The sequence below is a fragment of the Paracoccaceae bacterium genome, from assembly GCA_033344815.1.
Lineage (GTDB): Bacteria > Pseudomonadota > Alphaproteobacteria > Rhodobacterales > Rhodobacteraceae > Roseobacter.
In genome coordinates this window covers 3,709,653-3,723,443 of record JAWPMR010000001.1, presented here as the reverse complement: position 1 = coordinate 3,723,443, position 13,791 = coordinate 3,709,653, and the positions used below count along the sequence as shown (strand labels likewise).

Sequence of the window (13,791 nt, the reverse complement as noted above, 5' to 3'; positions counted from 1 at the left end):
TCCACGGCTCTTTGTGCAGCTTACTCTGTGATTTTGCTGACGACGCCGGCGCCGACGGTGCGGCCGCCTTCGCGGATCGCGAAACGCAGGCCCTGCTCCATGGCGATCGGCGCGATCAGCTCAACACCAAAGGACACGTTGTCGCCCGGCATCACCATTTCGGTGCCTTCTGCCAGCTGAACCGTGCCCGTCACATCCGTTGTGCGGAAGTAAAACTGCGGACGGTAGTTTGCGAAGAACGGCGTGTGACGCCCACCCTCATCCTTGGTCAGGATATAGGCTTCGGCTTCAAACTTGGTGTGGGGCTTCACGGAACCGGGCTTGCACAGCACCTGTCCCCGCTCAACGCCTTCACGGTCGATCCCGCGCAACAATGCGCCGATGTTATCACCAGCTTCACCACGATCCAGCAGTTTGCGGAACATTTCAACGCCCGTGCAGGTGGTTTTCGCCGTGTCGCGGATGCCAACGATTTCAATCTCGTCACCCACGTTGATCACGCCACGCTCAACACGGCCCGTCACAACAGTCCCGCGACCGGAGATCGAGAACACGTCTTCCACAGGCATCAGGAACGGCTGGTCAATCGCACGCTCCGGCGTCGGGATGAACTCATCCACAGCCGCCATCAGCTTCTTGATGGATTCTTCACCAATCTCAGGGTTGTTGCCTTCCATCGCCGCCAGCGCCGAGCCGGGGATCACAGGAATGTCGTCACCAGGATATTCGTAGCTGGACAGAAGCTCGCGGATTTCCATCTCAACCAGTTCCAGCAGTTCTTCGTCATCGACCTGGTCGACTTTGTTCATGTAGACAACCATCGTCGGGATGCCGACCTGGCGACCCAGCAGAATGTGCTCGCGGGTTTGTGGCATCGGGCCGTCAGCCGCGTTCACCACCAGGATCGCACCATCCATTTGCGCCGCACCCGTGATCATGTTTTTCACATAGTCCGCATGGCCCGGGCAATCGACGTGGGCATAGTGACGGTTTTCGGTCTCATATTCCACGTGTGCCGTGGAAATCGTGATGCCACGGGCTTTCTCTTCGGGCGCACCATCAATCTGGTCATAGGCCTGAAAATCGCCAAAATACTTCGTGATCGCCGCCGTCAACGTCGTCTTGCCGTGGTCAACGTGACCAATCGTGCCAATGTTTACGTGCGGTTTATTACGTTCAAACTTTGCCTTTGCCATGGTGAGAGGCGCCCTTTTCCTTGCAAGGGGCCATGATTGACCCCGCTATTCACATGGCGCGCGATGTATTGCGATCATCGTTGGAAATCAAGCACGAGTTGAGTCGATCGACTACTCTTCGCTAAGCGCTTCACTTTTCAAGGTCGTCACAGTGGAGTCGGTGCCGCCGATAACAGCGCCTGTTTCACCGACTTCATCCTTGAACCAACCCAGTTCCGCATTCTGTTTTACGATATAGTTTTCGATCGCCTGAGCTGCATTCCGCGACAGGTTACGCAATTGCGTGTCTTTCGTCTGGGTCCAACCGGTGCCGATAATACTATCGCCGTCCAATGTTTCCAAAATGGTAAGCTGCTCGGGCTCCTCATTGAGTTTCTTGCCCTGTGCATCATCCCAAACGGTGATCCGCAAAATCATCGCTGACTTCGGGGCCAGCAAGACCGGAACGCCTGGCTTGGCCAAAACATACCCTTCGATGCTCACGCCAAAATGATACTTCTTTGAACCTTCATACCTGTCGAAACGCTCAGCAATTGCCAGTTGTACGGCATCCGTAAGCTCTTTTTGGGTAACCTCCCGGCTTACTGTTGCGGTTGTCTCAACTTTCGGTGCAACCACAATATTGTGCTCCAGACTGAAATTACCCAGAGGCACCGGAGGTTCATTAAGGTCACTGGCCCCAGTACAGGCAGCAAGTCCAAGTACGCCCGTTAGAACCATGAGAAGCCTGATCATACTGCACCCGTTTGTTTTTCTTGTGCACCTGACTAGCTCAAGCCATGCGGGCGTGCAATCCGCCGCCCCATTTCATAGGTGGAAGCCCGCATGATCCACGCTATTTTTCGGCATTAAGGGTGGGAATTCATGCTCAAACCAGCCACAGACAGTACAATTCATCTGCCAGTACGCGTTTCACTGGTGCGCGAACAACAAAACGTACTTCAGAGCTTCCGCCTGATGCGAGAAAACATTTTGAGCATCATACCCGAGATTGCGACGCGTGATCCGGTCGTTTCCGGAAAGACCGGGCGGCGTTGGCATATGATCATGGAGCCCACGGCAATTCGCCAGATGCTGTTGGACAAGCTGGATAATTACCCGAAATCCATTGTGACCAAAAACCTGTTGCGACCCGCAGTAGGCGATTCACTTTTTATAGCGGAGGGCGCGCAGTGGCGATGGCAACGACGCATGGCCGCTCCTGTTTTTTCGCATCGCAACGTGCGTGCTCTTGCCCCGGTGATGACTGCAGCGGCAAAACGGAGTGCGGATCGGATTGGCCAGGCAGGACCAAAGGCGATAAATCTGCTGGATGAGATGATCACGGCCACTTTCGACGTGATTTCCGAAGTCACATTCAGCGATGACGGCAGTTTCGATCGAGAAGCCATTCATCGCTCCATCGACGCTTATGTCGCCGAAGCCGGGCGTGTGTCTTTGCTTGATGTATTGGGCGCGCCGGATTGGATGCCACGTCCGGGACGGATCGTGTCAGCGCAGTCGATGAGCAGCATGAAGGCAGATGCTGACCGCGCAATAGAGGCGCGTGCGGCGCGCGGACCAGGCACAATCCCGGACCTTTTGGACCTTCTGCTTGCTGGAGAGGATCCCAAAACGAAACGCAGTATGAACACTGCAGAATTACGCGACAATCTATTGACCTTCATTGTTGCCGGACATGAAACAACCGCCCTAACTCTCGCTTGGTCGCTCTACCTGTGCGCCTTCGATCCAGGTGTTCAGGACCGTGCGCGCAAAGAAGTAAAAAACGTTTTGGGCGAACGGTCCGCCACAGGGGATGATGTCGATCAATTGCCAATGGTACGGCAGATCATTGATGAAGCTTTGCGCCTCTATCCCCCGGCAGGAATTGTATCGCGCACGGCCCAAAAGGCGGACGATCTTGGTGGCGCGGATATCCGACCCGGCGATACGGTGATGATCCCAATTTATGCTTTGGGCAGGCATCAAATGCTCTGGAACAATCCCGATCAATTTGATCCGGATCGGTTTGCGGACCGAAAAGCGATTGACCGTTACGCCTACTTGCCTTTTGGCGATGGGCCACGCATTTGCATTGGCGCGTCATTTGCTCTGCAAGAGGCAGTGATCATCCTTGCCACGCTGCTCGGAAGGTTCCGTTTTACACCCGTGAAAGGGCGTGATCCTAATCCTGTGATGATCCTGACCTTGCGACCTGAAGGTGGGGTTTGGTTGATGGCAGAGCCCATCTAGGTGACTCAGCGTCAGTTGAATTTATTGTCTCTTGGGAATCCACGCGGTGCCATGCGACCGGCGCTCGCACGTTTGCCGGTCCACTCAGTGAGCTCGTTTTCTGTGCGCGTGCGCCCTGCCGGGTCGAGCCAGCTGAGACCCTCAGAGCCAGTGAATGTGGTTGCGTCGCTCAGGCCGCCGTCTTTGTACTTTTGCAATCGCACGCCCTTGCCACGGCCCATCTCCGGCAGTTCATCAAGGCCAAACACAAGCACTTTGCGATTTTCGCCCACGACAGCCACGCTGTCACCCTCAATAGGTTTACAGACCAAAGCCCGTGTATCACCGCGTACGTTCAACACCTGCTTGCCCGAGCGGGTCTGCGCAATCACATCATCTTCCGGCACGACGAAACCGTCCCCCGCGTTGGAAGCGACGAGGAGTTTGCGCCCGGCCTGATGGGTCAGAATAGTCACGATTTCGGCCTCATTGGGCAGATCAACCATCAAACGAAGTGGTTCACCCATGCCCCGCCCACCGGGCAAATTTGACGCAGATACTGTATAAAACCGGCCATTTGAGCCAAACACCAGCAACCGGTCCGTTGTTTCGGCGTGAAAGATAAACCGTGACGCATCGCCGTCTTTGAATTTCAACTCGCGGGTCAGATCAATATGCCCGGTCATGGCCCGTACCCACCCCATCTGCGAACAAACAACGGTGATGGGCTCGCGGTCGATCATCGCTTCGATGGGGACTTCTTCAATGACAGCGCCTTCGGCGAAGGTCGAGCGACGCGCACCACCTGCGTAATCTTTGCCAAATTGTTTTTTCGTCTCACGCAACTGGGCCGTGATGCTATCCCATTGTAGTTGCGGACTTTCCAGCAAGTCCTCGATGCTGGCCCGTTCTTCCATCAGATCGGACTGCTCGCGCAACAATTCCATTTCTTCAAGGCGCCGCAAGGACCGCAGGCGCATATTCAAAATGGCTTCGACCTGGATTTCGCTGAGCTCACCTTCGCCTGCGGATGGCGAAACGTAATCGGCCTCGTCCATCGCGCGGGCATGCGTTTTACCCCAGTCCTCACGCATCAAGGCAGCTTTTGGGTCCTCATCGTAACGGATGATATCGATCACGCGGTCAAGGTTCAAAAAGGCAATGATGAACCCTTCGAGAACCTCCAGACGATGATCGATCTTTTCCAACCGATGCGTAGAGCGACGGACCAGAACTTCCCGGCGGTGGTCCAAGAAAGCACGCAGCACTTCTTTCATCGAACACACTTTGGGCGTGAGACCGTCAATCAACACGTTCATATTCAGCGAGAACCGGACTTCCAGATCGCAGTTTCGAAACAGCATGCCCATCAGAACATCCGCATCTACAGACCGCGATCTAGGCTCAATGATCATGCGCACATCATCCGCAGACTCGTCGCGTACGTCTGCCAAAATAGGTATCTTTTTGGTTTGGATAAGCTCCGCGATCTTCTCGATCAGTTTAGATTTTTGAACTTGGTACGGGATTTCCGTGACCACAATCTGCCACTGACCGCGTCCAAGATCCTCAATTTCCCAACGACACCGCAGCCTGAATGACCCACGCCCGGTACGATATGCCGTCGCGATATTTTCGGGAGGCTCCACGATCACGCCACCCGTTGGAAAATCCGGACCCGGTACGTAGTTCAACAGCGTATCATCGCGTGCATCCGGCGTTTTGATCAGGTGGATACAGGCATCACAAAGCTCCGAAATATTGTGAGGTGGGATATTTGTTGCCATGCCCACAGCGATCCCGCTGGATCCATTGGCGAGTAAATTCGGGAACTGCGCGGGCAATACGACAGGCTCGGTCAGCGTTCCATCGTAGTTTTCACGAAAATCGACAGCGTTTTCATTCAGCCCATCAAGCATTGCCTCGGCAACAGCGGTCATGCGGGCTTCGGTATATCGACTGGCCGCTGGGTTATCCCCATCGATATTGCCAAAATTTCCTTGCCCGTCGACAAGCGGATAACGCACGTTGAAATCTTGTGCGAGCCGCGCCATGGCGTCGTAAATTGCCGCATCCCCGTGCGGATGATAATTACCCATCACGTCACCAGAGATCTTCGCCGACTTGCGAAAACCGCCCGTTGAATTTAGCCGCAACTCTCGCATCGCATAGAGTATTCGTCGATGAACCGGCTTCAGACCGTCACGCGCGTCCGGCAATGCCCGATGCATAATCGTGCTGAGTGCATAGGTCAGATAACGCTCGCCCAAAGCCCGACGCAAAGGTTCGGACAAATCGTCATGCGGCATGTCGGGAATATCAATATCGTCGGCCATTAGAGGTTGTGTAACGCTCTGCAGACGCCCAAACAAGCAGGATATGATCGAAACCACACCGGTTTGCTTGGGCGCGGCCGCAACATCATAAAAATCGTATGCCAAACTGTGAATTGCCGCGAAAAGAAACCAATTTCGATTGTGACAGACCCAAAACGGTCAAATATGTGTTAGACAGGAATCAGTTGGGACGAGGGTTTGGTTATGAGAAATTTGATTTTGGTAAGTTTTGGATTTCTGGCTCTGGCATTTTATGAGCTAAGTGGCGGTGCTGATTTCGATCCGGTTGCTGCGCGAAATGCTGCGGTTCTTGCGCGAATGGATCCCGATGAAACATCTCGGACTATCGACACTGCCAGTGCCGAGGTCGCCGAACCGGAAGCGATCGAAGAAAGGCCGAGCGTCACGCGCATGGCGCTGAATCTTACCTCGTTCGAGGACGTCGCCAACGCGCGTCAGAATACGCCCAGCCAGCCCATACTTGCGAAACCAGCGGAACGGCCGATCGAGATTGTGCCATTGGCATCGCCAAAGGTCATCGACGCGACGACTGTTACCTTTGACAGCACACCTGATGAGAATGGTGTTTTGCCCAGCATCATTTTTTCTGGATCGCGCTCGCAGGCCTCGTCTGAAAATGTAACTACACGTCGCGACATACGCTTTGTTGCCGGTGCGATCGTTAATATGCGTGGCGGTCCGGGTACGGGTTTTGATGTTGTCACAAAACTGAATCGCGATACAGAGGTTGAAGTTCTACAGGATGATGGATCCGGATGGATCAGATTGCGCCCGGTCTCTGGCGGACCTGAAGGATGGATTGCTGATTATCTGTTGACCAACGGATAGGCTTGCGCCTCGTTGTCCTTTTTGCCAATTCTGTCAGTGACCCATGCAAAGAGGCTCTTTTGACGCAAAAATCCATCCTCATCACCGGCTGTTCATCTGGCATCGGGTATTGTTGCGCGGTTGGTATGAAGGCCAAAGGTTGGCGTGTTTTCGCAGCCTGTCGGGCAGTCGAAGACTGCGAGCGATTAAAATCTGAGGGTTTTGACAGTCCCCAGTTGGACTACACCGACCCAAAGTCAATCGACTCCGCATTGGCCGAAGTACTTGCCGCGACCGGTGGTACACTTGACGCGGTTTTCAACAATGGTGCCCACGGTACTCCGGGCGCCGTCGAAGATCTGCCGACGAACGCTCTGCGCGCTATTTTTGAAGCGAATTTCTTTGGATGGCATCACCTGACGCGCGCGATCATTCCCGTGATGCGCAAACAAGGGCATGGCCGGATCATTCAATGCTCCTCGGTCCTGGGGTTTATTACCCTGCCGTGGCGCGGAGCATATAACGCCACAAAATATGCGCTCGAGGGGCTGACAGACACCCTACGCATTGAAATGCGTGACACGCCGATTGATGTGGTGTTGATAGAACCCGGCCCGGTGACCTCAAAAATCCGCCAAAATTCTGTGGCCCATTTTGAAAAATGGGTAGACTGGCGCGCGTCACCCCGCCGCATGCAATATGAAAGTGACCTAAACAAACGCCTTTACGAAGACCGCGGCCCAGATACATTCGAATTGCCCGCAAACGCTGTGCTCAGCAAACTGATTCGAGCTTTGGAATCGCCGCGCCCGCAACCAAGGTATTATGTGACCACGCCAACTTATATCATGGGCGCGTTACGTCGGCTGCTTCCGACCCGCGCCTTGGATTGGGTATTGACGCGATGACAAAAGTCGAAAATGCAAAAAAGCGGGTCGCCTTTACCAATTGCGCGCCTACATATGCCGCTGGGCAAGAGAAGGAAAAACGCCGTGGGTGATCCCCTGTTCATTGTAGCCGTTGCAGCCTGCCTTGCGGTCGTCGTTGTCTTGACGCTCGGCCTGGGCGGATTCGCCAAAGGTGGCGCGTTCAACAAGAAAAACTCCAACAAGTTGATGCGCTATCGTTTAGCGGCACAGTTTGTCGCCGTGTGCTTGATTGTTGCGTATGTCTTCTTCCGGAAGCAAGGGGGCCAGTAGACCATGGTGGTGTTGAACAAAATATACACAAAAACCGGCGATGCCGGCGAAACCGCGCTTGGCAATGGCGCGCGTGTAGCAAAACATGCGCTGCGGGTGACGGCCTATGGCACATCTGATGAATTGAATTCTTTCGTTGGTGTCGCTCGCCTGGAAGCCCAAGGCGACATCGATGAGGCGCTCAGCCGCATTCAAAACGATCTCTTTGATCTGGGTGCAGATCTCTGTCGACCTGATATCGAACTTGACGCTGATGCAGAATACCCGCCGCTGCGCATGATTGATGCACAGGTCAGTCGGCTGGAAGCTGAAATAGATGAGATGAATGCAGACTTGGATGCATTGCGTAGTTTCATTCTTCCGGGCGGCTCTGCTCTTGCCGCGCATCTGCATGTGTGCCGCACCGTGTCACGACGCGCAGAACGGCTGTGTGTCGAACTCGCGACGATGGAGGCCATTAACTCATCCGCGGTAAAATACCTGAACCGCCTGAGTGACTGGTTTTTTGTCGCGGCACGGAGCGCGAACAACGGTGGCAAGGACGACGTGCTCTGGGTGCCCGGCGCAAACCGTTGAAACAAGTCTCGCAAAAGCGCGTGACATTTCACGGGCACGTCATGATCTGATCGGAAATTTTTGCTTCTAACCATGGAATTCGTGAAGAACGCGGCGTTCCTGTGTGAAGGCGTGACGATTTTACACTGTTTCATGCGCGCCACCTTGGGTAAACCTCACCTCAGATAAAGTCAGACTGACGCAGTGCGTGAGTCGCAATCCCAAGGAGAAAGACGCCAATGAAGGTTCTTGTACCTGTCAAACGCGTGATCGACTACAATGTGAAGGTTCGCGTTAAAGCGGACGGATCCGGTGTTGATCTTGCCAATGTGAAAATGTCGATGAACCCTTTTGATGAGATTTCCGTCGAACAGGCCATCCGCTTGAAAGAAGCAGGCCAGGCGGACGAAATCATTGTGGTCTCCATTGGCGTCAAACAAAGCCAGGAGACGTTACGCACAGCTCTGGCCATGGGGGCTGATCGCGCCATTCTGGTCATCGCGGCAGACGATGTTCATCAGGATATCGAACCCTTGAACGTTGCCAAAATACTCAAAGCCATCGTGGACGAAGAGAAGCCCGGTTTGGTGCTTTGCGGCAAACAGGCAATCGACAACGATATGAATGCAACGGGTCAAATGCTCAGCGCATTGATGGGCTGGAGCCAGGCAACCTTTGCATCTGAAATTGCAATTGAGGGCGATCATGCTGTAGTCAGCCGTGAAGTAGATGGCGGTATGCAGACTATCAAGGTTACGATGCCTACAGTGATCACCGTCGATCTGCGTCTCAACGAACCGCGCTATGCGTCGCTTCCCAACATCATGAAGGCCAAGAAAAAGCCAATGGATGAGAAAACGGCGGCGGATTACGGCGTTGATGTGACCCCGCGGCTGGAGATTGTGAAAACCGTTGAACCCGAAGCTCGTGCAGCGGGGATCAAGGTGGCTTCTGTCGAAGAACTGGTATCGAAACTCAAAGAAGCGGGGGCTGTATAATGGCTGTTTTACTCCTTGCCGAAGTAACCGATGGCGAATTGGCGATGGATGCCACCGCGAAAGCTGTCACCGCCGCGAAGATGCTTGGCGATGTAACCGTTCTGGCCGCTGGAGGTTCTGCAGCCGCTGCCGGTGAAGCTGCATCAAAGATTGACGGTGTAGGCAAAGTACTGGTCGCTGAAGACGTGTCGTTGGGTCATCGTCTTGCGGAATCCACGGCAGCAATGATTGTTTCGCTGTCCGGTGACTACGAGCACATTGTTGCTCCCGCGACCACAGATGCGAAAAACGTAATGCCGCGCGTGGCTGCACTATTGGACGTAATGGTGATTTCGGACGCATCTGGCGTTGTAGACGCCAACACCTTTGAACGTCCGATCTATGCTGGCAATGCCGTCCAAACGGTCAAATCGGCCGACGCGAAAAAGGTGATTACCTTTCGTACTTCAACTTTTGATGCTGCTGGTGAAGGTGGATCGGCTTCAATCGAGACCATTTCCGCTTCGGATAATCCCGGCTTGAGCGAATGGCTTGAAGACAAGGTCGCCGCAAGTGACCGCCCGGAACTGACGTCAGCTGGCGTTGTTGTTTCAGGTGGCCGTGGTGTTGGCTCGGAAGATGATTTCGCTTTGATTGAAAAACTTGCGGACAAGTTGGGAGCTGCTGTAGGCGCCTCGCGCGCAGCCGTGGATTCCGGTTATGCCCCCAACGACTGGCAGGTTGGTCAAACCGGCAAGGTGGTTGCGCCCGACCTCTACGTCGCGGTTGGTATATCTGGCGCCATCCAACATTTGGCCGGGATGAAAGACTCCAAAGTGATTGTCGCGATCAACAAGGACGAGGAAGCGCCAATTTTTCAAGTCGCGGACTATGGCCTTGTAGCGGATTTGTTTACTGCCGTGCCCGAATTCATTGAAAAACTGTAACTGCGCAGATTGATCGTAGTAAAAGGGCCGCCCTCAGTATGGAGCGGCCCTTTTAAATGAGCTCATGCAGAGTTTTACCAAGCGTTGCGGCCACTTCACCGTGCGCTTTGGGGCCCAGCACCTCCGAAGCGGCCATTGCTTCCATCTGGTTGAATACCATTCCATCCTTACCAGCCGCGATTGCTTCAGGTGTTGCGACAACTTCCAAAACGCTCGTAACGCTTGCTGTCAATGCGTCGAGCATTTCGCGGGTCACAAAAAGCGGCGTCTTTGCCTTGGCAGGATCCAGTCCAAGACTTCCTCCCGCTACTGGCGCATGATCCGCGAACCACAACAGTACTTTCTTACCAGAGGTTTGTTGCAGCAATAGCCTCATGCGGGCCGACCATGCATTCTGCAATTCATTTCTGACGGCCGAAAACCGCTCGGGAGATACTTGGAACAAACAACTCAGCATGTGTTTGTTAAAATGGAACTCCGCGAAATCGACTTCTGGATAGATCGTTTTCAGCAAAGTCGATGCACTTACAAAACGGTCGTTTCGCCTGGGATGAACAGTGTAAAATCGGTTGGACAGGTTTTGCGCCCCAATCACCTGAAACACGGTTACCACTGCCGCATCTGTTACCTCATTGATCGTGTGATCGTTTAGCAGAACATCGATGCCTGCATTGGAAATCCCGAAATTAATGCAATTCACCCCGAGATCGCTTTCAATCAGCGCTGGAAACGGACATTTTATAAACTTTCCATAGGTTGCTGTGCCGCCAAGGAACGCAACATATGGCGCGTCCAACCGCCGCGGCGGCCCCCTGAACAGTAGTTTAGAATTGCCATAGTGACATGGCGCATAATCGAGAGCCCCCGCTCCCAACACATCATAGGCCATAAACCCACCTCTCTTAAATCACCCGTTGGCCAATGTGCACGCCCAATCCTTACATCCTGTTAAACGGAAGCTTTGAACCGAATTTTAAAGATCGCTTGGCCTTGCGGCGGACCAAGCAGGCACCGTAGAGTATCACAAATCAAGAGGGGCGTCCGATGGACATCAAAACGATCGGAATTGTCGGTGCAGGCCAGATGGGGAACGGCATCGCGCATGTTATGGCGCTGGCTGGGTACGATATTCTGCTGAATGACCTGAACCAAGACGCTCTGGACGCAGCCATGGCGCTGATGTCGAAAAACATGGACCGCCAAGTATCACGTGGAAAGATCACCGGCGACGAACAGGTTCAGGCTCTGCAGAGGATCAAGACGACGGCCCGATTGGTCGATCTGGGGCAGGCTGATCTTATCGTCGAAGCCGCGACCGAGCGGGAATCGGTAAAGCAGGCGATCTTCGAAGACCTCGTGCCACATTTGGCACCTCATACAATTTTAACATCGAACACTTCTTCGATTTCCATCACGCGGCTGGCCAGCCGTACAGATAGGCCCGAAAAGTTCATGGGTTTTCACTTCATGAACCCGGTACCCATAATGCAACTTGTCGAGCTTATTCGTGGCATTGCCACTGATGAGCCGACCTTTACTGCTTGCAAAACAGTGGTGGACAAACTGGGGAAAACCGCCGCCTCTGCAGAAGATTTTCCGGCTTTTATCGTCAACCGTATCCTGATGCCTATGATCAACGAAGCGGTCTATACTCTTTACGAAGGGGTCGGCAGCGTTCAATCCATCGATAGTTCCATGAAACTTGGTGCGAACCACCCCATGGGACCATTGGAGTTGGCCGATTTTATTGGTTTGGACACATGCCTTGCGATCATGAACGTGCTGCATGACGGGTTGGCCGACACCAAATACCGACCCTGCCCGCTGTTGACCAAATACGTCGAAGCCGGATGGCTTGGACGCAAGACAGAACGCGGTTTTTATGACTATCGGGGCGAAACACCCGTCCCGACCCGCTGAACCCCAACTGAGCTAGTCCTCAAGGGAGAGAGTGTGCTCGCGCAGCCATGCCATGAAGCCGCGCGGATCGTCCTCCCATTTTTGCAGATCTTCCTGCGACAGAGGATGCCCAACAATGGGCGCTTGTGGCTTGTTCAGTGAATAGACGATTTCGTGCAGCAAAAGACCCTGACGCAACATCGGGGATACCTTATTTGCGATTTGATACGCGCGGGAGTTCTGGCCGAGGAACTTTATTGGCACGACCGTGGCACCGGAGCGACGGATGAGTTTAGCTGTAAAAACGTTCCACTCGCCCTCAATCGCAGGGCCAAAATAGGTTTCCGATGCAGCGACGCCGCCTGATGGAAAGAGCGCGACGACCCCGCCCTGTTGCAAGTGCTTCATAGCATTTGCACGCATTTCAACGCCTTTGCGCTGTGCATTCGGATCATGCGGGAACGGCACAGGTATCATGTACGACCCAGCCACCTCGTCAATGACCGTCAAAAGGGACCTAGTCAGGATCCGATAGTCAGGACGAACCCGACCAATAAGATCAGCAAAAATCATGCCATCCACCATGCCATGCGGATGGTTTGACACGACGATCACCGGCCCCGTTTTCGGGATGCGTTCGAGTTGTTCCTGCGGCGTTAGAAGATCGATGCCCATGACATCAAGCGCCGCCCGCCAGAAAGCCTGCCCTTTGGGTGCACCCCGCCGCTCGAACCTTTTTACCAAACGCAGTATGGTGAGCTTCCCGGTGAGAGCTTCGATGAGCCGAATTGCCGCTGACTTCCACGGATCCTCAAAGGTCGAGGCATAGGAAAGACTCCGCCGGTCATATTGTGCAAAATTGACCGGCTCGGTTTCGCCCGGGGCAATATTGACGTCTTGTGTGCTTTCTACCAAGACCTGCTATCCTGTTGCGCGCTATAAGACAGACGCGTGTTACTTCATTGACCTTCGCCAAACATATCAGCCACCAAAGCCGTCAGAGCTTCTGCCAATGCAGCTGCGTCCGGCCCCGATGTCTTAACGTCAATAAAGCTTCCCTTCGACGCTGCCAACATTAAAAGTCCCATAATACTGTCAGCTGAAGCTGTCATACCATCCTTGGAGACTTCTGCCTCGGCGTCAAAACCCTCTACCACTTCGACCAGTTTCGCAGACGCGCGCGCATGCAATCCCTTTTCGTTCACGATCTTGAGTGTGCAACTTGTCATGATTTTGATCTGCTCTCCGGGCCAAAACTGATGTTTTGGCTATCGATATATTTTTTCCCCGCTTCCAACGCCAATCGCACGGCATCTGAAACGGGTTTCTGCCGGCTTTTTGCCAGTTTGATCAACATAGGCAAATTCGCACCGTAAAGAATGCGACGGTCACCAGGTTGGCACGCCAGCAGGCTCAGGTTAGACGGAGAACCGCCATATAGATCGGTCACGATCACAACACCGCCGCCTTGATCGACGTTGTCCGCGGCAGTACAGATCTCTCTTTCTTTAGCATCGCGGTCATGATCTGCCTCAATGGAGATTGCCTCAATACCGGTCTGCTTGCCGACAACGTGCTCAACTGCGGACAGGTATTCCTTGGCCAAACCGCCATGCGCGACAATGACAATACCGATCACG

General features: G+C 53.8%; 15 protein-coding genes. 8 read left to right on the top strand and 7 right to left on the bottom strand.

Translation table 11 applies throughout. From position 1 onward, the window contains the following. Nucleotides 1-20 precede the first annotated feature (20 nt). Nucleotides 21-1,196 (bottom strand): elongation factor Tu, encoded by a 1,176-nt coding sequence (gene tuf, locus R8G34_17315; protein MDW3224613.1) that lies wholly within the window; start codon nt 1,194-1,196, stop codon nt 21-23. 111 nt (nt 1,197-1,307) lie between these two features. Further along, nucleotides 1,308-1,931: a hypothetical protein gene (locus R8G34_17310; GenBank protein ID MDW3224612.1), complete on the bottom strand. Its 624-nt coding sequence runs from the start codon at nt 1,929-1,931 to the stop codon at nt 1,308-1,310. Between the two features lie 129 nt (nt 1,932-2,060). Between R8G34_17310 and R8G34_17305 the strand changes: the two genes are divergently transcribed. Then, nucleotides 2,061-3,431, top strand: a complete 1,371-nt coding sequence (locus tag R8G34_17305) for a cytochrome P450 (GenBank protein MDW3224611.1) — start codon at nt 2,061-2,063, stop codon at nt 3,429-3,431. A gap of 11 nt (nt 3,432-3,442) precedes the next feature. Here the strand turns inward: R8G34_17305 and parC are convergent, their stop codons facing one another. After that, nucleotides 3,443-5,746 carry a DNA topoisomerase IV subunit A gene (gene parC / locus R8G34_17300; GenBank protein MDW3224610.1) on the bottom strand — a complete coding sequence of 768 codons (2,304 nt, stop codon included), beginning with the start codon at nt 5,744-5,746 and terminating at the stop codon, nt 3,443-3,445. A 204-nt stretch (nt 5,747-5,950) separates the two neighbouring features. On the opposite strand from parC, the gene R8G34_17295 reads away from it, so the two are divergent. The 6 genes from R8G34_17295 (at nt 5,951) to R8G34_17270 (ending at nt 10,252) form a co-directional block, all read left to right on the top strand. Beyond that, nucleotides 5,951-6,595: an SH3 domain-containing protein gene (locus R8G34_17295; protein ID MDW3224609.1), complete on the top strand. Its 645-nt coding sequence runs from the start codon at nt 5,951-5,953 to the stop codon at nt 6,593-6,595. 59 nt (nt 6,596-6,654) lie between these two features. After that, complete coding sequence (locus R8G34_17290) at nt 6,655-7,482, top strand: SDR family NAD(P)-dependent oxidoreductase (GenBank protein MDW3224608.1); 828 nt, start codon at nt 6,655-6,657, stop codon at nt 7,480-7,482. 12 nt (nt 7,483-7,494) lie between these two features. Next, on the top strand, nt 7,495-7,773 hold the full coding sequence (locus R8G34_17285) for a twin transmembrane helix small protein (GenBank protein MDW3224607.1): 279 nt from the start codon (nt 7,495-7,497) through the stop codon (nt 7,771-7,773). A gap of 3 nt (nt 7,774-7,776) precedes the next feature. Further along, complete coding sequence (locus R8G34_17280) at nt 7,777-8,349, top strand: cob(I)yrinic acid a,c-diamide adenosyltransferase (protein MDW3224606.1); 573 nt, start codon at nt 7,777-7,779, stop codon at nt 8,347-8,349. Nucleotides 8,350-8,567: 218 nt separating this feature from the next. Further along, entirely contained in the window at nt 8,568-9,326 is a 759-nt protein-coding gene (locus R8G34_17275) for an electron transfer flavoprotein subunit beta/FixA family protein (protein MDW3224605.1), read from the top strand. Continuing rightward, nucleotides 9,326-10,252: an FAD-binding protein gene (locus tag R8G34_17270; protein ID MDW3224604.1), complete on the top strand. Its 927-nt coding sequence runs from the start codon at nt 9,326-9,328 to the stop codon at nt 10,250-10,252. The genes R8G34_17275 and R8G34_17270 overlap by 1 nt, the downstream gene beginning before the upstream one ends. Nucleotides 10,253-10,304: 52 nt before the next feature. On the opposite strand, the gene R8G34_17265 is transcribed toward R8G34_17270, so the two are convergent. Further along, nucleotides 10,305-11,141, bottom strand: coding sequence for a DUF6473 family protein (locus tag R8G34_17265; protein ID MDW3224603.1), 837 nt, complete (start codon nt 11,139-11,141; stop codon nt 10,305-10,307). Nucleotides 11,142-11,296: 155 nt separating this feature from the next. Between R8G34_17265 and R8G34_17260 the strand changes: the two genes are divergently transcribed. Beyond that, a complete protein-coding gene (locus tag R8G34_17260) occupies nt 11,297-12,172 on the top strand; it encodes a 3-hydroxybutyryl-CoA dehydrogenase (protein MDW3224602.1) in 876 nt (291 codons plus the stop codon). Between the two features lie 12 nt (nt 12,173-12,184). On the opposite strand, the gene R8G34_17255 is transcribed toward R8G34_17260, so the two are convergent. The 3 genes from R8G34_17255 to R8G34_17245 are packed head-to-tail and all read right to left on the bottom strand — an operon-like array spanning nt 12,185 to nt 13,790. After that, nucleotides 12,185-13,066 carry a lysophospholipid acyltransferase family protein gene (locus R8G34_17255; protein MDW3224601.1) on the bottom strand — a complete coding sequence of 294 codons (882 nt, stop codon included), beginning with the start codon at nt 13,064-13,066 and terminating at the stop codon, nt 12,185-12,187. Nucleotides 13,067-13,110: 44 nt separating this feature from the next. Then, nucleotides 13,111-13,380, bottom strand: coding sequence for an HPr family phosphocarrier protein (locus R8G34_17250; GenBank protein MDW3224600.1), 270 nt, complete (start codon nt 13,378-13,380; stop codon nt 13,111-13,113). Next, nucleotides 13,377-13,790 (bottom strand): PTS fructose transporter subunit IIA, encoded by a 414-nt coding sequence (locus R8G34_17245; GenBank protein ID MDW3224599.1) that lies wholly within the window; start codon nt 13,788-13,790, stop codon nt 13,377-13,379. The genes R8G34_17250 and R8G34_17245 overlap by 4 nt, the downstream gene beginning before the upstream one ends. Nucleotide 13,791: the final 1 nt, after the last annotated feature.